Origin of the sequence: Methylobacterium ajmalii, from assembly GCF_036448855.1 — a bacterium.
Taxonomy (GTDB): domain Bacteria; phylum Pseudomonadota; class Alphaproteobacteria; order Rhizobiales; family Beijerinckiaceae; genus Methylobacterium; species Methylobacterium ajmalii.
The window spans coordinates 17,291-38,956 of the sequence record NZ_JAZFXT010000046.1 but is presented as its reverse complement, the minus strand read 5'-3'; the positions used below and the strand labels follow the sequence as shown (position 1 = coordinate 38,956).

24 protein-coding genes are annotated in these 21,666 nt (G+C 71.3%); 15 read left to right on the top strand and 9 right to left on the bottom strand.

Annotated elements, in window-relative coordinates:
* Positions 1-35: 35 nt before the first annotated feature.
* The 11 genes from V3T34_RS19600 to V3T34_RS19550 all read left to right on the top strand — a co-directional run bounded on the left by V3T34_RS19600 (position 36) and on the right by V3T34_RS19550 (position 8,518).
* Complete coding sequence (locus tag V3T34_RS19600; protein ID WP_407942736.1) at positions 36-599, top strand: c-type cytochrome; 564 nt, start codon at positions 36-38, stop codon at positions 597-599.
* Positions 596-1,654: a hypothetical protein gene (locus tag V3T34_RS19595; protein WP_288585466.1), complete on the top strand. Its 1,059-nt coding sequence runs from the start codon at positions 596-598 to the stop codon at positions 1,652-1,654. The genes V3T34_RS19600 and V3T34_RS19595 overlap by 4 nt, the downstream gene beginning before the upstream one ends.
* Positions 1,651-2,178, top strand: coding sequence for a hypothetical protein (locus V3T34_RS19590; protein ID WP_175539961.1), 528 nt, complete (start codon positions 1,651-1,653; stop codon positions 2,176-2,178). Before V3T34_RS19595 ends, V3T34_RS19590 begins: the two co-directional genes overlap by 4 nt.
* Positions 2,175-3,143 (top strand): cytochrome c oxidase subunit II, encoded by a 969-nt coding sequence (coxB, locus tag V3T34_RS19585; RefSeq protein ID WP_060846390.1) that lies wholly within the window; start codon positions 2,175-2,177, stop codon positions 3,141-3,143. Before V3T34_RS19590 ends, coxB begins: the two co-directional genes overlap by 4 nt.
* Positions 3,140-4,816 carry a cytochrome c oxidase subunit I gene (locus V3T34_RS19580; protein WP_305077614.1) on the top strand — a complete coding sequence of 559 codons (1,677 nt, stop codon included), beginning with the start codon at positions 3,140-3,142 and terminating at the stop codon, positions 4,814-4,816. Before coxB ends, V3T34_RS19580 begins: the two co-directional genes overlap by 4 nt.
* Positions 4,813-5,475 carry a cytochrome c oxidase subunit 3 gene (locus V3T34_RS19575; protein ID WP_091886665.1) on the top strand — a complete coding sequence of 221 codons (663 nt, stop codon included), beginning with the start codon at positions 4,813-4,815 and terminating at the stop codon, positions 5,473-5,475. Before V3T34_RS19580 ends, V3T34_RS19575 begins: the two co-directional genes overlap by 4 nt.
* Positions 5,476-5,485: 10 nt before the next feature.
* Positions 5,486-5,785 (top strand): oxidase, encoded by a 300-nt coding sequence (locus V3T34_RS19570; RefSeq protein WP_244537578.1) that lies wholly within the window; start codon positions 5,486-5,488, stop codon positions 5,783-5,785.
* 44 nt (positions 5,786-5,829) lie between these two features.
* The gene (locus V3T34_RS19565) at positions 5,830-6,621 is read left to right on the top strand and encodes a class II glutamine amidotransferase (RefSeq protein ID WP_060846393.1); all 792 of its coding nucleotides are present in this window, start codon (positions 5,830-5,832) and stop codon (positions 6,619-6,621) included.
* Positions 6,622-6,732: 111 nt separating this feature from the next.
* Entirely contained in the window at positions 6,733-7,470 is a 738-nt protein-coding gene (locus tag V3T34_RS19560) for a sigma-70 family RNA polymerase sigma factor (RefSeq protein WP_060846394.1), read from the top strand.
* A 172-nt stretch (positions 7,471-7,642) separates the two neighbouring features.
* Positions 7,643-8,050 carry a DUF1236 domain-containing protein gene (locus V3T34_RS19555; RefSeq protein WP_048428427.1) on the top strand — a complete coding sequence of 136 codons (408 nt, stop codon included), beginning with the start codon at positions 7,643-7,645 and terminating at the stop codon, positions 8,048-8,050.
* Between the two features lie 213 nt (positions 8,051-8,263).
* Positions 8,264-8,518 (top strand): hypothetical protein, encoded by a 255-nt coding sequence (locus tag V3T34_RS19550; RefSeq protein ID WP_091886668.1) that lies wholly within the window; start codon positions 8,264-8,266, stop codon positions 8,516-8,518.
* Positions 8,519-8,542: 24 nt separating this feature from the next.
* On the opposite strand, the gene V3T34_RS19545 is transcribed toward V3T34_RS19550, so the two are convergent.
* From V3T34_RS19545 to V3T34_RS19515, 7 genes are all read right to left on the bottom strand, one after another.
* On the bottom strand, positions 8,543-9,442 hold the full coding sequence (locus V3T34_RS19545) for an SGNH/GDSL hydrolase family protein (RefSeq protein ID WP_060846396.1): 900 nt from the start codon (positions 9,440-9,442) through the stop codon (positions 8,543-8,545).
* Positions 9,403-10,500, bottom strand: a complete 1,098-nt coding sequence (locus tag V3T34_RS19540; protein WP_305077615.1) for an OpgC family protein — start codon at positions 10,498-10,500, stop codon at positions 9,403-9,405. The genes V3T34_RS19545 and V3T34_RS19540 overlap by 40 nt, the downstream gene beginning before the upstream one ends.
* Positions 10,501-10,589: 89 nt before the next feature.
* The gene (locus V3T34_RS19535) at positions 10,590-10,976 is read right to left on the bottom strand and encodes a hypothetical protein (protein WP_060846398.1); all 387 of its coding nucleotides are present in this window, start codon (positions 10,974-10,976) and stop codon (positions 10,590-10,592) included.
* Positions 10,973-12,523, bottom strand: a complete 1,551-nt coding sequence (locus V3T34_RS19530) for a S10 family peptidase (protein ID WP_305077616.1) — start codon at positions 12,521-12,523, stop codon at positions 10,973-10,975. Before V3T34_RS19530 ends, V3T34_RS19535 begins: the two co-directional genes overlap by 4 nt.
* Positions 12,524-12,581: 58 nt before the next feature.
* A complete protein-coding gene (locus V3T34_RS19525) occupies positions 12,582-13,034 on the bottom strand; it encodes a DNA polymerase III subunit chi (RefSeq protein WP_060849264.1) in 453 nt (150 codons plus the stop codon).
* 53 nt (positions 13,035-13,087) lie between these two features.
* Positions 13,088-14,899 carry a methylmalonyl-CoA mutase family protein gene (locus tag V3T34_RS19520; RefSeq protein WP_305077617.1) on the bottom strand — a complete coding sequence of 604 codons (1,812 nt, stop codon included), beginning with the start codon at positions 14,897-14,899 and terminating at the stop codon, positions 13,088-13,090.
* A gap of 163 nt (positions 14,900-15,062) precedes the next feature.
* Positions 15,063-15,866: an undecaprenyl-diphosphate phosphatase gene (locus V3T34_RS19515; protein ID WP_060846401.1), complete on the bottom strand. Its 804-nt coding sequence runs from the start codon at positions 15,864-15,866 to the stop codon at positions 15,063-15,065.
* Positions 15,867-16,384: 518 nt separating this feature from the next.
* Between V3T34_RS19515 and V3T34_RS19510 the strand changes: the two genes are divergently transcribed.
* The 4 genes from V3T34_RS19510 to V3T34_RS19495 all read left to right on the top strand — a co-directional run bounded on the left by V3T34_RS19510 (position 16,385) and on the right by V3T34_RS19495 (position 19,773).
* The gene (locus V3T34_RS19510) at positions 16,385-17,077 is read left to right on the top strand and encodes a glutathione S-transferase family protein (protein ID WP_060846402.1); all 693 of its coding nucleotides are present in this window, start codon (positions 16,385-16,387) and stop codon (positions 17,075-17,077) included.
* 77 nt (positions 17,078-17,154) lie between these two features.
* Positions 17,155-18,243 carry a tRNA epoxyqueuosine(34) reductase QueG gene (queG, locus tag V3T34_RS19505; protein WP_407942734.1) on the top strand — a complete coding sequence of 363 codons (1,089 nt, stop codon included), beginning with the start codon at positions 17,155-17,157 and terminating at the stop codon, positions 18,241-18,243.
* Positions 18,244-18,279: 36 nt separating this feature from the next.
* On the top strand, positions 18,280-19,116 hold the full coding sequence (locus V3T34_RS19500) for an SDR family oxidoreductase (RefSeq protein ID WP_305077618.1): 837 nt from the start codon (positions 18,280-18,282) through the stop codon (positions 19,114-19,116).
* Between the two features lie 9 nt (positions 19,117-19,125).
* Positions 19,126-19,773, top strand: coding sequence for a NeuD/PglB/VioB family sugar acetyltransferase (locus tag V3T34_RS19495; protein ID WP_305077619.1), 648 nt, complete (start codon positions 19,126-19,128; stop codon positions 19,771-19,773).
* A 64-nt stretch (positions 19,774-19,837) separates the two neighbouring features.
* Here the strand turns inward: V3T34_RS19495 and olsB are convergent, their stop codons facing one another.
* Together olsB and V3T34_RS19485 are read right to left on the bottom strand one after the other, a co-directional pair.
* Positions 19,838-20,839 (bottom strand): l-ornithine N(alpha)-acyltransferase, encoded by a 1,002-nt coding sequence (gene olsB, locus V3T34_RS19490; RefSeq protein WP_305077620.1) that lies wholly within the window; start codon positions 20,837-20,839, stop codon positions 19,838-19,840.
* A gap of 168 nt (positions 20,840-21,007) precedes the next feature.
* Complete coding sequence (locus V3T34_RS19485; protein ID WP_048428415.1) at positions 21,008-21,394, bottom strand: DUF2267 domain-containing protein; 387 nt, start codon at positions 21,392-21,394, stop codon at positions 21,008-21,010.
* Positions 21,395-21,666: the final 272 nt, after the last annotated feature.

The following is a 21,666-nucleotide window of genomic DNA, read 5'->3' as shown; positions in this document are numbered from 1 at the left end:
CGCGCTCCCCGCTCCTCCCCAGCCTCGCGCTCCTGATGCCCCTGGCGCTCGCCGCTTGCGATCAGGCCGACATGGTGAGCCAGCCCAAGTCGAAGACCTGGGACCGCAACCCGTTTTTCCCGCAGGGCCAGACCATGCGTCTGCCCCCGCCCGGCACCGTCGCCCGCGCGGCGCCCGACCGGCCGGTGCCGCAGCCGGCCGCCGCGACCCCGGAGCTGCTGGCCCGCGGCCAGGAGCGCTACGACGTCTTCTGCACCCCCTGCCACGGCGGGGCCGGACACGGCGACGGGATGATCGTCGAGCGCGGCTATCCGCGGCCGCCCTCGTTCGACGAGGCCCGCCTGCGGGCGGCGCCCGCGCGGCACTTCTACGACGTCATCACCCACGGCCGGGGCACCATGCTTCCCTACGCCGCCCAGGTGCCGCCCGCCGACCGGTGGGCCATCGTCGCCTACATCCGGGCGCTGCAGCTGAGCCAGGGCGCGACCCTGGCGGCGCTGCCGGAGGAGGACCGAGCGAAGGTCGCGGCCGCCGAGCCGACGACAGCCAAGCCAGCGACCGACCGCGAATCGACAGACCCTCAGAGGACCAAGCGATGAGCCGCCGCCCGATCTCCCTCGCCCTCGGCGCGGCGGCGCTCGCGGCCTGCGCGCTCGCCGGCGCCTCCGGCAGCCCGGTGATGCCCTCCTACCTCGCCGCCTGGCTGGTGCTGGTGGCGCTGCCCGCCGGCGCCCTGCCCCTCCTGATGGGCCTCGAGCTCGCGGGCTTCTCCGCCGGGCCGATGGCCGCGTCCCTGCGCCGGCTCCTCGGGCTCCTGCCCATCGCCGGCCTGCTGCTGCTGCCGGTGCTCCTGAGCCTGGGTGGCCTCTACCCGTGGGACCGGGGCGCCCCGCCGCGCACGGCTCTGGCCGCCCTGTGGTTCACCCCGGTCTTCTTCATCCTGCGCAGCCTCGCCTACCTGGCGGTCTGGCTGTGGCTCGCCGACACCTTCCGGCGCCCGGCCGCCGAGCCCGGCAGCCCGGGAGCGGCGAGGCGCCGCGCCCGCGCCGTCCTGGGCCTCGGCCTCTATGCCGTCACCGGCACGCTGGCGGCGGAGGACTGGGTGCAGTCGGCCGATCCCGGCCTCGCCTCCACGGCCTTCGGGCTCCTGATGATGACGATCCAGACCGGCCTGGCGCTCTCGGCGGCGGCGCTGATCGCCGCGCGGGATTCCTCGGGCCGGCCCGGCCGCGACCAGCGCACCGCCGCGGCCTTCGCCGACCCGATCCTGGTGCTGCTGGCGATCTGGGGCTTCGTCCACGCCACGCAGTACCTCACGGTGTGGTCGGCCAACCTTCCCGAGGAGGCGCGCTGGTACCTCGCCCGCGACGGGGCGCTCGGCCGCCTCGGCATCTGGATCGGCGTCGGCGTGATGGTGCTCGCCGCGCTGGTGCTGGTGCCGCAGCGCCATGCCGGCCGACCGGCGCTGCTCGCCGGCATCGCCCTCCTGATCCTGCTGCTCCACGGCGCCGAGATCTTCTGGCTCGTCACGCCGGGCTTCCGCGGCGCCTTCCGGTTCACCTGGGCCGACGCGCTGGCGCTGGTCGGGGTGGTGGGGGTCGCCGGAGGCCTCTACGGCCCGGTGGACCGCCGCCTGCGGGGGCGCGCCTCGTGAGCGACGAGACCCGCCCCGGCCCGTTCGCGCTCCTGCCCGCCCTCGCGGCGGCGGGGCTCCTGCGCCTCTCCGGCTTCAAGCCCGCTCCGCCCCGGCCCGAGCCCGATGCCGGACCGCACAACCCGGAGGGATTCGAGGAGGAGGACGTCGACGTCCGCCGCACCGCCTTCGTGGTCGTGGGGCTCGCCGGCTCCGTCGCCGCCGCGATCGTCGCGGTCGGGCTGATGATGCACCTGTTCGGCGCCTGGAACGTCGCCAACCGCCTGCCGCTGACGCCGCAGCAGAGCGCCAAGGTGCAGCCGCCGCCGCCGAACCTGCAGGGCGCGCCCTACGAGGATCTCGCCCGCCACGAGGCGCGGGAGGCCGCGCAGCTCACCACCTACGCCCTCCTGCCCGACGGGCGCGCCCGCATCCCGGTCGAGCGCGCCATGAGGCTGATCGCCGGCACGCCCCTCGATCCCGCCGGAGCGGGCGCGCCGGTTCCCGCCCCCCTGCCGCCCGCCGGCGGAGCCCCCGCTCGATGAACCCGACCGACCTCGCGCTCCAGCTCTGGCCGGCGGCGGCCTCCGCCACGGCGGTCGAGACCGACTGGCTGATCCTCGCCTTCACGGTCTTGACGCTGCTCCTGACCGTGCCGGTCTTCGTCGCCATCACCTGGTTCGCGATCCGCTACCGCCAGGGCGAGGAGGCCGACCGCAGCCACGGCAACACCCGCAGCGTGCTGATCGAGATCAGCTGGATGCTGATCCCGTTCCTGCTCACCCTGATCTTCTTCGTCTGGGGCGCCCGGCTGTTCTTCATCTCGAAGCAGGTGCCGGGGGACGCCATGGTGGTCGAGGCGATCGGCCGGCAATGGATGTGGAAGTTCCAGCATCCGACCGGGCAATCCGAGATCAACGACCTGCACCTGCCGATCGGCCAGCCGATCAAGATCCGGATGATCAGCCAGGACGTGATCCACAACCTTTACCTCCCGGCGCTGCGGATGCAAATGGCGACCCTGCCCGACCGCTACACCGAGATGTGGTTCAAGGCCGACCGCACCGGCAGCTACCGGCTCTACTGCTCGGAATATTGCGGCACCGACCATTCGAAGATGGACGGCAACCTGACCCTGATGACCCAGGCCGACTACGCCGCCTGGCTGCAGAATGCCGGGGCGCAGCAGGGCGGCCAGGCCGGGGCGGGCCGCGCGATCTACGAATCCTACGGCTGCGGCACCTGCCACGACCCCGGCGCCAAGGTGCGGGCGCCCTCGCTGGCCGGCCTCTACGGCAGCGAGGTCAAGCTCGCGGACGGCCGCACGGTGACGGCCGACGAGACGTATCTGCGCGACAAGATCCTGAACCCGAACCGGCAGAAGCTGGCGGCGGATTACAAGCAGGTGATGCCGGCCTTCCGCAACGTGATCCCGAATGACGACCTCGACCGTCTCATCTCCTACCTGAAGAGCGGACGCGCGACGGCCCAGCAGGAAGCCTCCCCATGACGAGCGGCACGGTCACCGACGGGGCGGCGCTGCGCGAGCCCCACACTCCGGATTCCCGTCTCGGCCACGGGGCCGACTACCTGCACGCCGAGCACACCCTGCGCTCGTGGTTCTTCACCACCGATCACAAGCGCATCGCGCTCCTGTATCTCGCCAGCATCACCGCCTTCTTCGTCATCGGCGCGGTGACGGCAGGGCTCGTGCGCCTGGCCTTGGTGGTGCCGAACGGCCAGGTCTTTACCAACGACACCTACAACAAGCTCTTCACGATCCACGGGGTCGTGATGGTGTGGTTCTTCCTGATCCCGAGCATTCCCGCGACCTTCGGCAACTTCCTGATCCCGCTGATGATCGGGGCACGGGACCTCGCCTTCCCGAAGCTGAACCTCGCCTCCTGGTACGTGTTCATGACGGGGGCGTTCTTCACGCTGGTCAGCGTGGTGCTGGGGGGCGTCGACACCGGCTGGACGTTCTACACCCCGCTCTCCACCGCCTTCTCGAACACCTGGGTGGTGCCGGCCCTGATCGGCGTCACCATCGTCGGCTTCTCGTCGATCCTGACCGGCCTCAACTTCGTGGTGACGATCCACACCATGCGGGCGCCGGGCATGACCTGGTTCCGGATGCCGATCTTCGTCTGGACCCACTACGCCACCAGCCTGATCTTCCTGCTCGCCACCCCGGTCATCACCGTGGCGCTGATCCTGCTCATCGCCGAGCGCGCCTTCCATATCGGGGTGTTCGATCCGGCCTATGGCGGCGACCCGGTGCTGTTCCAGCACCTGTTCTGGTTCTACTCGCACCCGGCCGTCTACATCATGGTGCTGCCGGGCATGGGGGTGATCTCGGAGATCGTCCCGGCCTTCGCGCAGAAGAAGCTCTTCGGCTACAAGTTCGTCGCCTACGCGGCGATCGGGCTCGCCTCGGTGACCTTCTTCGTCTGGGGCCACCACATGTTCGTCAACGGGCAGAGCGACTTTGCCAGCGTGGCGTTCTCGGTGCTCAGCTTCGCGGTGGCGGTGCCCTCCGCCGTCAAGGTCTACAACTGGACCGCGACGATCCACAAGGGCTCGCTCAAGCTCGACACGCCGATGCTCTACGCCATGGGCTATATCGGCCTGTTCGTGCTCGGCGGCCTGACCGGGCTCTACCTCGCCACGCTCGCCATCAACCAGCACGTCCACGCCACCTACTTCGTCGTGGCGCATTTCCACTACATCATGGTCGGCGGCACGGTGCTGGCCTTCCTCGGCGGCCTGCATTTCTGGTGGCCGAAGATCACCGGGCGGATGTACATCGAGGCCTGGGGCCGGATCTCCGCCTTCCTGATCTTCATCGGCTTCAACGTCACCTTCTTCCCGCAATTCATCCTCGGCTATCTCGGGATGCCGCGGCGCTACCACGTCTATCCGCCGGAATTCCAGTTCCTCAACATCCTGTCCTCGGCGGGCTCGACCATCCTGGCGGTCGGCTACATCTTTCCGATGGTCTATCTCGTCTACTCGATCTGGTTCGGGAAGCGGGCCCACGCCAACCCCTGGGACGCCAGAGGCCTCGAATGGACGGTGCCCTCGCCGCCGCCGGCCCACAACTTCCTCACCGAGCCGGTGGCGCCGAAGGTGCCCTACGACTACCCGATCCAGGCGCGCGAGACCGGGAGGCAGCACTCGTGAGCGCGGGTGCCGCCGAGACGCCGGTCGGCGTCAAGCTCGTCTCCCACTTCGCCACGGTGGAGCAGCAGAAGCGCGCCGCCGTACTGGGGATGTGGGCCTGGCTGCTGACCGAACTCCTGCTCTTCGCCGGCCTGTTCCTCACGGCGTTGATCCTGCGCCTGCTGCACCCGGAGGCTGTGCAGGAGGCGGCACGCCACCTCAAGTTCTGGATCGGCGCTACCAATACGGTCGTGCTGATCGGCTCCAGCCTGACCATGTCGGGGGCGATCCAGCTCTCGCGGCTCGGATGGCAGCGCGGCATGGTGCGGTTCATGCTCGCCACCGCGGCGCTCGGCGGCCTGTTCCTGGTGCTCAAGGGCTACGAGTACTACGCCGACTACCACGAGCACATGATGCCGTTCCTGTCCGACCGGCCCTACGAGCTGAAGGACTCCCCGCCCTCGCGGCTGTTCGTGAACCTCTACTACGTCGCCACCGGCCTCCACGGCCTCCACCTGATCACCGGCATCAGCATCCTGCTGGCGATGACCTGGCAGGCGAGCCGGCCGGGCTTCCTGAGCCGGCACCAGAATCGGATCGAGATCTTCGGGCTCTACTGGCACTTCATCGACCTGATCTGGATTCTCGCCTTCCCGGTCCTCTACGTGCTCAATCGGTAGGAGACGTCCCGTGTTCGGCACCCCCGACGAGCGCCGTATCCTCTGGCGGCACATGCGCGAGCCGGTCCTGACGGCGTGCGCGCTCCTGGTCATGCTCGCGGTCAACGTGGGTCTCGGAGCCACCCTTCCCTTCCCGCATGTCTGGATCGTCGAGCTTGTGGTCGCCGGCGCCATGGTGGCGACGATCCTCTTGGTCTCCATGGAGGTCCGCCACGAGCCGCCGCTGGTGAAGCTGTTTGCTGGCATCGGCTTCTTCTGGGTCGGGATCCTGTTCGCAATGACGCTGGTGGATTACCTGTCGCGGGGATAAGCCCGTTCACTCCCCGCTCACCACCGCGGCGCTATATCGGTCCCATGTGCGAATTGCTCGGCATGAGCGCCAACGTCCCGACCGACATCCGTTTCAGCTTCGCGGGCCTGGCGCGCCGCGGCGGCGAGACGGGCCCGCATCAGGACGGTTGGGGCATCTCGTTCTACGAAGGCCGCGGCAGCCGCAGCTTCCACGATCCGGAGCCGAGCGCGCGCTCGGAGATCGCCCGGCTGTTGCGGCAATACCCGATCAAGAGCCGGATCGTGATCGCGCACGTGCGCCGGGCCAATCGCGGCCGGGTGACGCTGGAGAACACGCATCCCTTCAGCCGCGAATTGTGGGGCCGCACCTTCACCTTCGCCCATAACGGCCAGCTCAAGGGCGTGAAGCGGCTGACGCTCGGCCGATTCAAGCCCGTCGGCACCACCGACAGCGAGCACGCCTTCTGCTGGATGCTGGGCAGGCTCGAGGAGCGCTGGGGCAGCCTGCCGAAACCCACCCGCCTCGACGGGGCGGTGCGGGAACTCTGCGCGGAGCTGCACGGGCTCGGCGTGTTCAACATGCTGCTCTCCGACAGCCGCACCCTCTACGCCCATTGCGGCAAGCGCCTGTGCACGCTGACCCGCCGGGCGCCGTTCGGCACCGCGACGCTGATCGACGAGGATTGGCGGGTGGACTTCGCGCAGGAGACCACGCCCGACGACATCGTGACCGTGGTGGCGACCCGACCGCTGACCCGGGACGAAAGCTGGACCGATCTCGCCCCCGGCGAGGTCCTGGCCTTCCGCCTCGGCGTGCCGGACGGCGACGAGGCGGGGGCCGGCATCGGCGGCTGAACCGCCCCGGCCGGGCGGTCTATCGGTCTCGGCCCGTTTCTCGCTAAGGTTGCCCCTTTCCGGTCGCGGCCCCCGGGCCCATCTTCCTCTAGGCAGGCAGACGCGAGAGCCATGACGCGAGACATAGCCCCGAATCCGTCGGCCCCGATCCCCTCGGGGGAGGACCGTCCCGGCCTCTCGGCCACCATCCGGTCGCATCTCGGCAGCCAGCTCCGGGCGACCTACGAGGCCCTGGGCGACGCCGACCCGGACAACCGCTTCGCCGACCTGATCGCGCGCCTGGAGGCGGTGTTGAAGGCGCAGGGCGAGATCGTCCTGCCGGAATTCCGCGACGGGCTGCTGCAGGCCGTGCCGTCGTTGCGCGCCTTCGCGCTGTCGCTCACCAGCAACCCGGCCCGGGCCGACGACCTGGTGCAGGACACGCTGCTGAAGGGCTGGCAGCACCGGGCCCGGTTCCAGCCCGGCACCAACCTGAACGCCTGGCTGTTCACCATCCTGCGCAACATCTTCTACTCCGACCACCGCAAGCGCGTGCGCGAGGTCGAGGACCAGGACGGCTCCTACGCCGCCCGGCTCGCCACCGCGCCGCACCAGGGCGACCGGCTCGACGTCGAGGATCTGCAGAGCGCGCTCGCCAAGCTGCCGCCGGACCAGCGCGAGGCCCTGGTCCTCGTCGGCGCCGAGGGCGTCTCCTACGAGGAGGCGGCGGCGATCATGGGGTGCAAGGTCGGCACGGTGAAGAGCCGCGTCAGCCGCGCCCGCGGCCGCCTGGCGGAACTCCTGGGCTACGACGAGGAAGATCTCGGCACCGATCGCCTGATCCAGTCGGCGATGCCGAAGGACGCCTGACCCGGACCCCTTCCCGGGTAGAGTACTCCCACCGGGTCCGGGTGTCTGTCATCGGGCCCGGTGCGACAAAACCCGCCGCATCGATTGAACCGTTTCGCCAACAGCGACGTTACCTCCCCCGAGAGCCGCCCCGCTCGACCGGGGTGGACTGGACGAAACGGAGACCGATCCGATGAAGAAGACCCTTCTGGCTGCCGCCGCCCTCGCCCTCACCCTGCCGATGGCCGCCCAGGCCCAGGGCCTACTGCCCGGCGCCCAGCGCGGCGCGGAGGACGGTGCCGCTGCGGCCGGTCCGGTCGGCGCGATCGTCGGTGGTGCCGTCGGCGCCGCGACCGGTGCGGTCGGCGGCCTGCTCGGCGTCGACGAGCGCCCCCGCTTCCGCTCCTACGCCGTGCGCCAGCATCGCTCCTACGACTGGGACGGCGACGTGGCCGTCGGCGGCGTGCTGCCCTCCTCGGGCGTGAGCTACTACGAGGTCCCGTCCGAGTACGGCATCCGCGGCCGCCGCTACACCGTGGTCAACGATCGCGTCGTGCTGGTCGATCCGGGCACCCGCCGCATCGTGCAGGTCATCGACTAATCAGGGTCTACCGCGCCGCCCGACGGCGGCGCGGTACGGGCCTTCTGGAAGCCCCGGTCTCTCGGCCGGGGCTTCTCGCATTTCGGCGGGATGATTTCCGTCGCTATGTTGCGGTAAGGACTGCAACGAAACCACATCGAATGTCGTTCTTCACAAGGAAGGCGCGGATCGACTTCATCCGCTGCCTCGAAACCTTGACCGACGCGGACGCCCATGCCCTCCGACCTGCACGAGAACCACGACGCCGCCCTGCCGGAGCCGGTGCGCGAGCACCTCGGGAAGGAGCTTCGCTCGGCCTACAACGCCGAGGCCGACAAGCCCGACTACCTCGGGGACCCGGTCCTGCCGGCGGAATTCACGCCGCAGCTGCGCCGGCTCGAGAGCCGCCTGAAGGCGCACGACACCGGCCGCGAGGCGGTCGAGGACGTGGTCAACAACATCCTGCGCGAGCTGCCGCCCAAGCCGTAACGACCGGGTCGCAGTGACGATGCGTCAGTGCGCCGGCGGCGGCAGGGCCGGGCCGGCGATGTCGGGCTGGAGCAGCGACACGGTGATTGCCCGGGTGACGTGCTCGGCCATGCAGCGATAGCCGAGATCGGCGAGGCGAAAGCCCGCGCCGGATTGGGACGCATTGCCCTTCAGCGCGCTGATCGCCCGGGTGGCGAGGTAGCGCATCGCCTCGTAGCGCTGCACCAGGGGTACCTGCTCGCGCTCGGCGACCTTCTGGATCGCCAGCACGAACTGGCGGTAATAGTCGTCCTTGGCGAGGCTGGCGGTGTATTGCGGATCGACCAGCACCACGTCGATGCCATGCGACTTGATCCAGGCCACGGTCTCGGCGAGCGATTGCGAGAAATCCTCGATGTCGACGCGGGCGAGCGCGTCGTTGCCGCCGACCTGCCAGACCACGAGGTCGGGCTCGATCTCCGCCACCTGGTTGCGCAGCCGCTCCGCCGCCCCGAAGGCGATCTCGCCGGAAACGCCGCGGCTCTCGACCGTCACCTCGATATCGGGGAGCGAGCGGGTCAGGGCGTCCTCGAGCCGCACCGGGTAGGTCGCGGCGGTGCCGAGGCCGCCGGAGCTGGAGCCGATCGTCAGGACCTGGACGGCACGGTGCTCGCGCAGGGCCTTCTTGACCGCCTTGAGCTTGGCCAGGGTGTAGAGCTTCGAGCCCGGCACCCGGCACTCGGGCGACAGGCTCGGATCGGGTGCCTCCAGGCTCGGCGCGGTGGCCTGGAGCGCCGGAATCTCGGCCAGGGCGGGTTGTGAGGGCGCTGGCTGGACCTGTGCTGCCGGCGGTGTCGTCGATTGCGCCTGCACGGCGAAGCCGAGGCTCGCGAGCAACGCGACGCTCACGCCGCCGAGGAGGGACGGGGAGAGCGAGAGCGCCATTCGACGAACCATGCCGTGAAGGAGAGTGAAGCCAGCCCGCATCCTACGACAAAGACGTCGGTCGCGAAACCTCCTCCGGTCCAGAACCGAATCAGTTGTGCACCGAGGCTCGCCACCGAGCCGACGGAGAAGACTGCGAGCGAGTTGCGCCCGAGGCCGGCAAGCTGATCGGTGAGCCATCGCGCCCGGGGCTGGACCAGTCCGAACACCGTCTGGAAGGCCAGCAGCACGCCCAGGAAGTGCACCAGCCGGGCCGGCGACAGGTAGGACTTGTCGAAGATGAAGAGCAGGCGCGGCTCGGGCACCGCCAGCGGATCGGGCCGCAGGTTGAACCAGGACAGGACCGCGCCGACGATCACGATGACGATCCCGAGCGGCATCAGGCGACGGCGCCAGGCCAGGAACCGGCCCGAGCCGCGCCGCCACTCGTGGGCGGCAAAGCCCAGGACCAGCAGCAGCTGCCAGCAGAACGGGTTGAAGAACCAGTGCCCCTCCATCGGCCAGCTCGGGATGTTGAACTCGAACACCAGGCTGACCGCGTAGAGCAGCACCGAGATCCCGACCGACAGCCCGAGATGCACCCGCGCCAGCAGCACGAAGGCGGGGGCGAGGCCGAGCAGCACGACGTAGAGCGGCAGGATGTTGAAGAAGCCGAGCTGGTGCAGCAGCGTCACCCAGCCGACGGTGGCCTGGATCGGATCGCTGAAGATCGGCCCGGCATTGTGCCATTCGACCAGCAGCGGGTTGTCGAGGTAGAGGGCGGCGCCCGCCAGCATCGCCAGCGCCAGTGCGGTGATGACGAGCTGGGCGCGGTAGACCTCGACCATGCGCGAGAGGAGCCGCAGCACCGTGCGGAGCGCAGGCTCGGGCGTGCCGTCGCGCCCGCGTGTGGCGATGCCGATCGACCAGCCGGCCAGGAACACGAACAGCTCGGCCGCGTCCGAGATCCCGTACTGGGAATAGGTATAGTTCTGGAAGACGTTGCCCGGGATGTGGTTGATGAAGATCGTGATCAACGCGATGCCGCGCCAGAAATCGACCGCATTCGGTTCACGCATGATGCCCGTGGTCCCTCTCGCGGGTCTCGCTCGGCCGATCTCGGGGGGCGCCGCCCCTGGCGGCGCGGTGCAAGTCGAGTGCCTTGGCGTTACTTCACGATCCGGTCGAGCCGGTTGTTGACGAAGAAGTACAGCTCCTTGGCGCCGGGCTCGGTGTAGAGCACCTGCACCTCGCGCTGGCCCCGCCCGCTCTCGCCGACCAGGACGTCGGTCGGCGGGTGGCCCTTGAGCCGGACCAGCTCGCATTCGGGGATGCCGGGAGCGATCTCGGTGGCGGTCGCGGGCACCGAGCCGGTGCAGCTGCCGTCCTGCGCCAGGACCGGGCCCCAGGACGGGGCCGGCGGCGGGGGCTTGGGGGCGGCGACCACCGGCGGTGGGGCGGCCCGGTCGGTGCTGCCGCCGCAGCCGGCGAGCGCCAGCGTGCCGACGCCCATCAGGACCGCCACCATGCGCCGCATCGTCGTCTGGCCGGTCATCGCGCCTCGTCCGTCCTCGGGCCGCTTCCCCGTGCGGCCAGGGCCGTCTCGTAGAGGCGGATGGCGTCCCCGCGCAAGGCCGCCCGCGACGCCTGGCGGAAATAGAACATGTGCCCGCCGGGATAGACCGCCAGCGAGAGGCGCGGCGTCGGCCCGTAGGAGGGGATCTGGTCGAGGATCAGCTTCGAGGCGAAGTACGGCGTGACGAGGTCGGTGTAGCCGTGGGCGACGAGGACCCACAGGTTGCCGTCGAGGGCGAGCGCCTGGCGCAGCTCGCCCACCACCTCCGGGGCCGAGCGGCCGCCGCCCCAGTTCCAGGCGCCGTTGACCGCATTGCTCAAGAGCTCGTAGCGCAGGTTCGGCACCCGCCAGTTCAGGGTACGGGCGGTGAGGTCGATCATCGCGCTGGTGAGCGGCGCCTGCATGGCGGTGAGGATCGGGTCCTCGAACCGGCCGAAGGCCGCGCTCGGGTCCGGGTCCCACCCGCTCACGCCGGTATCGTAGGCGCTCGCCACCCGGCCCGCGTCGCGATCGGCCTCGCGCTGGTAGCTCGTTCCCGAGACGCGGCCGGCCTGGCGGCGCACGAGCGCCGGGTCGAGCCCGGTCAGGCCCGCGACGCGCTCGGTCAGCCGGTCGAGGGCGGCGGAATCGGCGGGCCCGCGCAGGAGGTCGGCGAGGTAGGGCCCGGTGGCGTAGGCCTCGATCTCCTGCATCCGGGCGGGACCGGGCGTCTCGCCGCGCCGCTCGAGCCCGGCGGCGGCCAGCGAGGGCAGCCGCGTCACGGCACCGAGCGGGTTGTGCCGCGGCGGCTGGAGATAGCCGAAATCGAGGACCGGCGAGAGCAGGACCAGCCCCGACAGCCCGACCCCGACATCGTCCTGGAGCTTGCGGGCGATCAGGGGCCCGCGAAAGCCGCCGTAGCTCTCGCCGAGGAAGAATTTCGGCGAGGCGAGCCTGTCGTTGGTGCGCAGCCAGCGGGCGATCACCGCCGACAGGACGGCGGCGTCGCTCTCGACCCCGTAATAGCGCTTTGCGTCGTCGCCCGTCGCCCGGCTGTAGCCGGTGCCGACCGGATCGATGAAGACGAGGTCGGTGAAGTCGAGCCAGGTCTCGTCGTTGGGGACCGGCACCGGCGCCATCGACGGGCTGATGCTGGTGCCGTCGAGGGGCAGGCGCCAGGGCCCGACCGCCGCGAGGTTGAGATAGGCCGAGGACGCCCCCGGCCCGCCATTGATCGCGAAGGTCACGGGCCGCGTCGCCGCGTCCTTGCCGGCCAGGGTGAAGGCCGTGACGGCGATCTCGGCCTGGAGCTTGCCCGCTTCGTCGACCAGCGGCAGGCTGCCGGCGAATGCGGTGAAGCTCAGGGTTCGGCCGCCCGCCAGGGCGAGGCTGTGCTGGGTCGTGGCATCCGGCGGCAGCCGCCGCCCCTCGGGCTGGCGCGCCTCCTGCCGAGTCTCCTGCCGTGCCTGCTGCGCGAGGACGGCCGGGGCGGGCCCGAGGCACAGGGCCGCCGCCAGCGCGAGGATCCGGGTCGTGATGCGGGTCATGACGTCTCCTCGGGAGGCGGGGCCGGACGGCCGGCGCTTCTGTGTCGGGCGGGCCCCTTCAGGCCTTCTTCTGCCAGCGGCCGCCCTCGTCCTGCTGCCAGTAGGCGACGGCGTGGCCGGCCTCCTTGGCGGTGCGCCACTGCTCGCGGGCGCGCAGCAGGGCGTCCTGGTCGGTGCCGTCGAACAGGATGCAGATGCGCTGGTACTCGGCCGCGTCGTCGGGCAGGGGCGCACCCTCGACCAGGAAGCGGATCGAGGCGGCGTTGGGGTTGGCGTCGCGCAGGGTCAGCACCACCGGCTGCGTCGCGCAGTCGGGGTCGCGGTCGGTGCCGTGGGGCAGGAAGCTCTCCTCCGAGAAAATCCAGAGGTGGTCGTCGAGGGCCTGCAGCCGCTCCTCGCTCGTCGCCTGGATGGCGACGCGCCATTGCCGCTCCAGAGATTTCTCCAGGAGGCTCGGCAGCACCGCCTCCAGGGGCTGGCGCTGCATGTGGTAGAACAGGATCTCGGTCACGCTCATGAGATAGGGCACCCCGGGGCTGGCGGCACCGGCCCGGGGCACGATGCTCAGGCCGCTTCCTGCGCCTGGGCGAGGAGCTTCACCAGATCGCAGCCGGCATAGAGGTCGTGGGCGACGCCCGCGGCCCGCAAGGCCGCCTCCAGCTCGCCCGGCTTGCCGGCGAGGTAGAGCGTGGCGGCGCCCGCCGCCCGCAGCGCCTCGGCGGCGGCGACCGCCTGCTCGGCATAGATCGCATCCGACGAGCACAGGCAGGCGACGCGCGTGCCGGATTGCCGGAAGGCCTCCGCCATGGCGGCGTGATCCGCAAAACCCTCGTTCGTCACCGCCTCGATGCCGCCGGCCTCGAAGGCGTTGCGGGCGAAGGTGGCGCGGGTGTTGAAGGCGCTCAACGCCCCTAGATTGGCGAGGAAGACCCGCGGGCGCCGCCCGGTCCGGGCGAGCGCCGCGTCGGAGGCGTCGCGCAGGGCCTCGTAGGGCTCGGCGAGGCGCCGCGAGGGCAGCGCCCCTTCCGGCACGGGGCCGGCCGCCGGGGCCGGGGCCAGCACCGCCACCGGCGCCTCGTGCAGATCCGGGAACTCGCTCGTTCCGGTGATCGGCTGGCGGCGGGTGGCGAGGTCGGCGTCGCGGGTCTTGCGAAGGCCCGCGAGGCGGGTCGCCAGGGCGCCGGAGCGCAGGTTCGCGACGATCCCGCCGTCCCGCTCGATCGCCTGGAACTGCGCCCAGGCCTCGGTGCAGAGAGCCTCCGTCAAGGTCTCGAAGCCGCCGGCGCCGGCGGCCGGATCCGCGACGCGCCAGAGGTTGGCCTCGTCGAGGAGGACGTGCTGGGTGTTGCGGGCGCAGCGGCGGGCGAAGGCGTCGGGCAGGCCGAGCGCCGCCGTGAAGGGCAGGACCGTGATCGCGTCGGCCCCGCCGAGGCCGGCCGAGAAGGCGGCGGTGGTCGCCCGCAGCAGGTTGACCCACGGGTCGCGCCGGGTGGTGCTGCGCCAGGCGGTCTCGGCGTGGAGCCGGATCGGCGCGGGCGCGAGCCCGCAGGCCTCCTCCACCCGGGCCCAGAGCCGGCGCAGGGCCCGGGTCTTGGCGACCGTCAGGAACTCGTCGGAATCGGCGACGAGCAGGAAGGCCAGGGCGTCGCGGGCACGCTCCAGCGTGTAACCACCGGCCTCCAGCGCCCGCAGGGTCGCGAGCGCGCCGGAAAGGAGCGCGGCGAGCTCCAGCGCCTCGCCGGCCCCGGCCTCGTGGAACGGGCGGGCATCGGCCAGGAAGGCGCGGCCGGCGAATCCCGCGGCGTCGAGGTCGCGCAGGATCTCGGGCAGGGCCGGCCAGGACGGCGCGGCGCCGGTCGCGGCCTCGATCGCCACGGGATCGAGGCCGAGGTCGATGTCGAGGGCGGCGAGGTCGTCGCCCCGGCTTGTGGCGAGGGCGAGGAGAGCCCTGGCGGCGTCCGGGCCCACGGCGCCGGCATCGAGCCGCAGGCCGATCAGCGGCAGCATCACGCCGGAGAGCGCGGCGTCCAGGGCCTGCGGGCCGGGAAGGCCGAAGCCGCGGGCGGCCGGGCTTCCCGCCATCACCAGGGTCAGGGCGTCGGCGCCGCCGTCGAGGTCGGTGAGCGCCAGGGCGTTGGCCTCGGCCGGATCGGGATGGTCGACCCGTTGGCTGACGCGCCAGCGGCCGGGCTCGGCGCGGCCCGGCTGGGGAGCGGCCTCGGCCGGCGGATAGAGCGGGGCGACCTTGATGCCGTCCGGGGTGCGGCGCACCAGCCGCTTCTCGAAATCGGCGCCTTTCAGCACCCCGTCGACCAGGGCACGCCACTGCGCCTCGGTGGCGGCCGGAAAGGCGGCGGCGAGCGTCGTATCGTCCATGTCGCGGGTCCTCGTGGCGCGGATCTCTCCCTAACGCCAGCACATAGCCGCGCCACACGCCATTGGTCGAGGTCCCTCGCGGGGCGTGGGTCGAGGTCCCTCGCGGGGCGTGGGTCGAGGTCCCTCGCGGGGGGCGGAGGCGCGGGGCGGCTCCGCCGAAGCGTCACCCGAAGATGATCAGCCCGGCGAAGCCCGCGGCACCGACCAGGATGCGCCACCAGGCGAACAGCGCGAAGCCGTGCCGCGAGACGTAGTCGAGGAGCTTGCGGACCACGAACAGGGCCGACAGGAACGCCACCACGAAACCGATGGCGATCAGCCCGACATCGTCCTTCGACAGGTTCTTGTAGTTGTCGAGCAGGTCCTTGGCGAAGGCGCCCGCCATGGTGGGCATCGCGAGGTAGAACGAGAACTCGGTGGCGGCGCGCTTGCCCGAGCCCATCAGCATCGCCCCCACGATGGTGGCGCCGGAGCGCGACACGCCGGGGATCATCGCCAGGCACTGGAAGAAGCCGATCTTGAGCGCCATCGGCAGCGAGTACTGGTGCACGTCGTCGTATTTCTGCTCGATCTCGGTCTCGTCGATGACGAGGAGCACGAGGCCGCCGGCGACGAGCGTCGAGCAGATGATCCAGGGGTTGAACAGGTAGAACTTGATGTACTTCGAGAACAGGCCGCCGATGATCGCGGCGGGCAGGAACGCGATCAGGATCGCCAGGATGAACCGGCGGGCGCTCGGGTCGCGGGGCGCGCGCCGCAGCAGGTCGAGGAGCTGGCGGAAATAGACCCCGACGATGGCCAGGATGGCGCCGAGCTGGATCAGCACCTCGAAGGTGTTGTTGGGCGATTCGAAGCCGATGAAGTGGCCGACGAGGAGCTGGTGCCCGGTCGAGGAGACCGGGATGAACTCGGTGGCGCCCTCGACGAGGGCGAGCACCACGGCCTTGCCGATGCTGGCGACGTCCATCACCGCGCTCCCCGGCCCGCGGTGGTGCCGCGCGCGGGCCCGCCCGCCCCTGCCCTACTCGTCACCGTCGTCATCGTCGCCTGCTCTCGTGCTCGCGCCGCGGGCGGTCGCGACCGCGCCCGGCGGGGATGGGGGGAAGGAACCGGGACCGTCTCGGGCCCGGCCGGTGCCGTACCCCGCCCGCCGGGGTGGATCGGCCGTCGTCGCGAGACCCTGTGGCAAGTCTTGTGTGGCAAGTCTGTGGTGGTCAGGGCCGACCGTGACGGAGGACCGGACCGCTCCCGCCGCATGGCTCCGATCGCGGGCTCCGGCTACAGGGCGGAGTCTCGCACCGGTACGGTTGAGGCTCGGTTACCAGCCCCGCATCGCCGTGTTAAGGATGCCGAAAGACATACCTCTGGTGGTGACCGGGCGTTAATCACGCGCGGGCCAAGCCTGATACAGACGCGACCCCCGCACGACCCACCGCGAGCCGACCTTCAAGGCCAGCCAACAGACGAAGCGCGAAACGGCCCCGCATGGCGACGCTCCATCACTCCTCGTTCTGCCCGCATTCCCGCTTCGTGCGCCTGGTGATGGCCGAGATGGGCATGGAGCCCCAACTCGTCGAAGAGCGCCCCTGGGAGCGCCGGGACGACTTCCTGATGCTCAACCCCGCCGGCACCACGCCGGTGCTGGTGGAGGAAGGCGGCCTCGCCGTGCCGGGCGGCGGCGTCATCGCCGAGTACCTCGACGAGACGCGCGGCCTCGGGCTCAGCGGCATCCGGCTCCTGCCGGAGGCGCCGGCCGCCCGGGTCGAGGTGCGGCGCCTGCTCGACTGGTTCCTGCAGAAGTTCGACCAGGAGGTGACCGGCTATCTCGTCACCGAGAAGATCCACAAGCGCTTCATGACCTCGCAGCACGGCGGCGGTCCGCCCGACATGAACGCGATCCGGGCGGCGCGCAGCAACGTGCGCTACCACCTGAAATACATCGGGTACCTGATCTCGCGGCGGAACTGGCTGGCGGGCAGCCACCTGACCTATGCCGATCTGGCGGCCGCCGCGCACCTGTCCTGCGTCGACTATCTCGGCGACGTGCCGTGGGACGAGGACGAGATGGCGCGGCACTGGTACGCCCGGGTGAAGTCGCGCCCGTCCTTCCGCGGCCTGCTCGCCGACCGGGTGGCCGGGATGGCGCCGGCCGACCATTACGCGGATCTCGACTTCTGACGGCGACCCAGACCCCGGACAAGCTGCGGCGTTTCCTCGAGACCCGCGCGCGCATCCTCGGCTTCGACGCACTCGCGGTGACCCGGCCCGACGCGGTGCCGGCCCTGCCGGAGCGTCTCTCCGCCTGGCTCGCCGCCGGCCACCACGGCGAGATGGCCTGGATGGAGGAGCGCACGGCGGAGCGCGCCGAGCCGGCGCGGCTGTGGCCGGCGATCCGCAGCATCGTGATGCTGGGGATGAATGCCGGGCCGGAGGGCGATCCGCTGGCGTCCCTCGCCGATCCGACGCGCGGTTCGGTCGCCGTCTACGCGCGCCGGCGCGACTACCACGACGTGATCAAGGGCAAGCTCAAGGAGCTGGGTGGTGCCTTCGCCGCCAAGGCGGGGGCCAAGGTCAAGGTCTTCGTCGACACCGCGCCGGTGATGGAGAAGCCGCTCGCGGAAGCCGCCGGCCTCGGCTGGCAGGGCAAGCACAGCGTGCTGGTGTCGCGCAAGTTCGGCAACTGGCTCTTGCTCGGGGCGATCTACACCACGGCCGACCTGGCGGTGGACGCATCCGAGCCCGACCGATGCGGGAGCTGCCGGCGCTGCCTCGATGCCTGCCCGACGAACGCCTTTCCGGCTCCCTACCGGCTCGATGCCCGGCGCTGCCTCGCCTACCTGACGATCGAGCACGAGGGGCCGATCCCGGCGGAGTTCCGGGAGCCGATGGGCAACCGGGTCTTCGGCTGCGACGATTGCCTGGCGGCCTGCCCGTGGAACAAGTTCGCGGCCGCGGCCCGAGAGGCGCGGCTCGCGGCCCGTGCGGACCTCGCCGCCCCTCCCCTCGCCGAGCTGGCCCGGCTCGACGAGGCGAGCTTCCGCCAGCGTTTCGCCGGCACGCCGATCAAGCGGACGGGGCGCGACCGCTTCCTGCGCAACGTGCTGATCGCGGTGGGCAATTCAGGCGACCCGGACCTCGCCGGAGAAGCGCTGCGGCTTCTCGACGACGCCTCGCCGCTGGTGCGCGGCATGGCGGTGTGGGCGCTCGCCCGCCTTGGGCGCCTGCCCCCCGGCCCCGCGCCGGACGAGCACGATCCCGACGTGCTCGCCGAGTGGGCGGCGGCAAAAAACCGAGGTGTCCCGAGGGTGAGCCCTCTGGCGGGAGCCGAGCAGCGCCCTGCATAAGACGGCACGTTCCCTCGGACGAGGCTTTGGGCCCCAATGAACCTGTTCGTCTTCGGGCTCGGCTACACCGCCGGCCGTTTCGTGGCGCGCGAGCGCGCCCGCTTCGCCTCCGTCACCGCGACCCGCCAGGCGCCCGCCGCGGTCGACGGGGTGTCGCTGCGGGTCCTCTCGCCCGGGGAGGCGGATCCGCGGATCGCCGACGACCTCGCGCAGGCCGACGCGATCCTGGTGTCGATCCCGCCGGATTCCGGCCATGACCCGGCGCTCCACGCCTTCGCGGACGCCATCGCGGCCGGGCCGGCGCGCTGGATCGGCTACCTTTCGACGATCGGGGTCTACGGCGACCAGGGTGGGGCCTGGATCGACGAGGCGACGCCGCCCGCCCCCACCCACCAGCGCACCCGCGACCGGGTGGCGGCGGAAGAGGCCTGGCTGGCACTCGGCGCGCGGACCGGCAAGGCGGTGCAGGTCTTCCGGCTGTCGGGCATCTACGGGCCGGGCCGCAATGCCTTCGAGAAGCTGCGCCAGGGCAAGGCGCAGCGCATCGTCAAGCCGGGCCAGGTGTTCAACCGCATCCATGTCGACGACATCGCCACCACGCTCGCCGCCTCCCTCGACCGGCCGCGCCCGGGCGCGGTCTACAACGTCACCGACGACGAGCCGGCCCCGCCGCAGGACGTGACAGCCTTTGCCGCCGACCTCGCCGGACTGCCGCTGCCGCCGGCGGTCGATTTCGACACCGCGTCCCTGAGCCCGATGGCGCGCAGCTTCTACGGCGAGAACAAGCGGGTAAGGAACCGCTTGATCCGGGAGGAGCTGGGGGTGGCGCTGGCCTATCCAACGTATCGGGAGGGGCTGCGGGGGTTGGTGTAGGGGGACGTCGTGTCCGTCCCGCCGGCTCCCCTGGTCGTCGCGGTCGGCGCTTCGGGCCGGCACGCCCGCGTCGTTCTGGAGGCCGCCGATCTCGCCGGGCTGGCGGTCCTCGGCGTTCTGTCGGATGCGATGCCGGCAGGCGCACCGTTCTTCGGATCGCATCGCGTGCTCGGCGGGCTCGACCGCCTCCACGACCGGAGCTTCCTGCAGGGTTGCCGCCTTCACCTCGGCACCGGCGACCGAGCGGTGCGGCGGTCGATGGCGGAAGCGGTCGAGGCCAACGGCGGGCGACTCGGCACGATCGTGCACCCCGCCGGCATCGTCTCGCCGAGTGCCGTGATCGGCGCGGGGGCCTTCGTCGCGGCCGGCGCGATCGTCGGCGTCGGTGCGGTCCTGGCGGAAGCCTGCCTCGTCAACACGGGCGCGAGCCTCGACCACGATTGCCGGCTCGATGCCGGGGTAATCCTCGGCCCGGGAGCGCGCCTCGCCGGCGCCGTCCTGTGCGAGGCCGACGTCTTCGTCGGGCTCAATGCCTGCGTCCTGCAAGGCCTGCGGATCGGCCGAGGGGCGGTCGTCGGGGCCGGCGCCGTCGTCACGCGGGACGTGGCTGCCGGGGCGACCGTCGTGGGTTGCCCCGCTCGGCCTGTGTCCCGCTGAGCCTTCGGCAGACTTCGCCGAAAGCGGTTCTATCCGAGGGGACCTGCCACGAGACCTGACCGCCTCACGCCGCGTGCCGCCCCGCCTCCGCCCCGAAATGCCCGATATACCGCTTGGCGATCGCCTCGACGGGCAGCACCACGAACACGTCGGTCGTGCCGAACTGGTAATCGATCACCGCCCCGTCGCCGAAGGTGGCGCCGACCCGCAGATACCCCTTGATCAAGGGCGGCAGGGCATGGACGGCGGCCTTCGGGTCGATCGCCTCGCGGCTGAGGCGGTCCATGGCGACGTGGCGGCCGGGCAGCGCGCGGGCACGCCAGCCCTCGGGGGCGCGGGCGAAGTGGTGCAGGAAGCTCAGGGGCAGCGCCAGGCGGTCGGGGTCGGTGCCCTCGAGGCTGGCGCAGCCGAGCATCGCGTCGATGCGGTGGTGCAGGACGTAGGTCCAGATGCCGTGCCACAGGAGCTCGACGGTGCGCTTGGTGCGGTAGGGCTTGAGCACGCAGGAGCGGCCGAGCTCCAGCAGCCGCTTGCCCGCATTGGCCTCCAGCACCGGGCCGAGATCGTACTCGCCGGCGGTGTAGAAGCCGAAATGCCGGTCGGCCTGCTCCTGGCGCAGCAGCCGGTAGGTGCCGACCACCCGGGGCTTGGGCTTGCGGAACGGCGTCTGCTCCTTTGCGTCGTGGTCGATCACCAGGAGGTGGTCGCAGACCGCGTCGTACTCGTCGGCGTCGCGGCGCTTGAGCAGGGCCATGCCGGTCGGGATCGCCGCCATCTCCTCGTAGAAGACACGGTAGCGCAGACGCTGGGCCCGCTTGATCTCCTTCGGCGTCGTCGCGAGGCGCACCTCCAGCGAGCCGATGCGGCCGAGCACCGGGTCGAGACCGGGGGTCTCGAAATGCCTCAGGCGCGGGAAGAGCCGCGAGGTCTGGCCGAACCCCTTCTGGCCGATGTCCTTGAGGTGGATGCCGCCCTCGGCGGCGCGGCCGAGGAGGCGCGCGAGGGGGATGCCGGGCGGGGCGTCGCGGCCGTCGCCGGAGGGGCCGCGGGTGAGGAACGGAACCATGGTCGAGGCATCCCGTGCGGCGCCGACCGATCCGGCGCCCGTGAGGCGGTCGCCGCGACCGTCCCCGCGTGCCGACACAACACCACGAAGCCGGCACGGGAATATGACAAAGGTTTTTTAGATCGATCAGAGGGTTGGCGGGGCAGCCCTGCCCCGCCCGCGCTCCGTTCAGACGAACTGGCTCAGGCCCGGGATCGAGCCGACGATCGGCCCCATCACGTCCTCGCCGGCCTTCTCGCGACCATAGGCGAACAGCTCGCGGCCGAGCGGCTGCATCTGGTTCATCGGCACGCCGGCCGACATCAGCTTCTGGCCGAGCGCCATCACGCCGCCGCCCATCATGCCGCCGAGCATGCCCATCAGGCCGCCGCCGCCCTCGCCGGCGCCGGCCTGGGCGATCGCCGCCTCGGAGCCCGGCATGGCGGCGATGAGCTGGTTGACCTCCGTCGCCGGGCCCTCCTTCTGCAGGAAGGCCAGGATGTGGCCGATCGCCGTCTGGGCCGTGGTCGCGTCCAGTCCCGTGGCCTGCGTCACCCGGGCAACAAGCTCTTCCATCGTGGTCTCCCGCGCGTCGGCACCGCCCATGTCGGAGGGGTGACATGCGGCCTGCGACCGGGCGGTCTTCGGCGAAGGCCGCCGCGAAATCAAGGCGGGGGGCCGAATCCCGGCGGCCGCGGCGTTGACAGACGGGATGCGGACCCGTAACGGAGACATCTGGCGCGCGGACCGTGAGGGACCGCGCGCCGTCGCGTTCGCGGACCGCCCTTCGGGCGCCCGAGCGTCAATTGCCAAAAAGACGATCCCGGCGAACCGCCGGAGATCGGATG

Coding starts and splice junctions, on each gene's coding strand:
- V3T34_RS19600 (WP_407942736.1), top strand. CDS start 36: ATGCCCCTGGCGCTCGCCGCTTGCGATCAGGCCGACATGGTGAGCCAG.
- V3T34_RS19595 (WP_288585466.1), top strand. CDS start 596: ATGAGCCGCCGCCCGATCTCCCTCGCCCTCGGCGCGGCGGCGCTCGCG.
- coxB (WP_060846390.1), top strand. CDS start 2,175: ATGAACCCGACCGACCTCGCGCTCCAGCTCTGGCCGGCGGCGGCCTCC.
- V3T34_RS19580 (WP_305077614.1), top strand. CDS start 3,140: ATGACGAGCGGCACGGTCACCGACGGGGCGGCGCTGCGCGAGCCCCAC.
- V3T34_RS19565 (WP_060846393.1), top strand. CDS start 5,830: ATGTGCGAATTGCTCGGCATGAGCGCCAACGTCCCGACCGACATCCGT.
- V3T34_RS19560 (WP_060846394.1), top strand. CDS start 6,733: ATGACGCGAGACATAGCCCCGAATCCGTCGGCCCCGATCCCCTCGGGG.
- V3T34_RS19555 (WP_048428427.1), top strand. CDS start 7,643: ATGAAGAAGACCCTTCTGGCTGCCGCCGCCCTCGCCCTCACCCTGCCG.
- V3T34_RS19550 (WP_091886668.1), top strand. CDS start 8,264: ATGCCCTCCGACCTGCACGAGAACCACGACGCCGCCCTGCCGGAGCCG.
- V3T34_RS19545 (WP_060846396.1), bottom strand. CDS start 9,442: ATGGCGCTCTCGCTCTCCCCGTCCCTCCTCGGCGGCGTGAGCGTCGCG.
- V3T34_RS19540 (WP_305077615.1), bottom strand. CDS start 10,500: ATGCGTGAACCGAATGCGGTCGATTTCTGGCGCGGCATCGCGTTGATC.
- V3T34_RS19535 (WP_060846398.1), bottom strand. CDS start 10,976: ATGACCGGCCAGACGACGATGCGGCGCATGGTGGCGGTCCTGATGGGC.
- V3T34_RS19530 (WP_305077616.1), bottom strand. CDS start 12,523: ATGACCCGCATCACGACCCGGATCCTCGCGCTGGCGGCGGCCCTGTGC.
- V3T34_RS19520 (WP_305077617.1), bottom strand. CDS start 14,899: ATGGACGATACGACGCTCGCCGCCGCCTTTCCGGCCGCCACCGAGGCG.
- V3T34_RS19515 (WP_060846401.1), bottom strand. CDS start 15,866: ATGGACGTCGCCAGCATCGGCAAGGCCGTGGTGCTCGCCCTCGTCGAG.
- V3T34_RS19510 (WP_060846402.1), top strand. CDS start 16,385: ATGGCGACGCTCCATCACTCCTCGTTCTGCCCGCATTCCCGCTTCGTG.
- V3T34_RS19500 (WP_305077618.1), top strand. CDS start 18,280: ATGAACCTGTTCGTCTTCGGGCTCGGCTACACCGCCGGCCGTTTCGTG.
- olsB (WP_305077620.1), bottom strand. CDS start 20,839: ATGGTTCCGTTCCTCACCCGCGGCCCCTCCGGCGACGGCCGCGACGCC.
- V3T34_RS19485 (WP_048428415.1), bottom strand. CDS start 21,394: ATGGAAGAGCTTGTTGCCCGGGTGACGCAGGCCACGGGACTGGACGCG.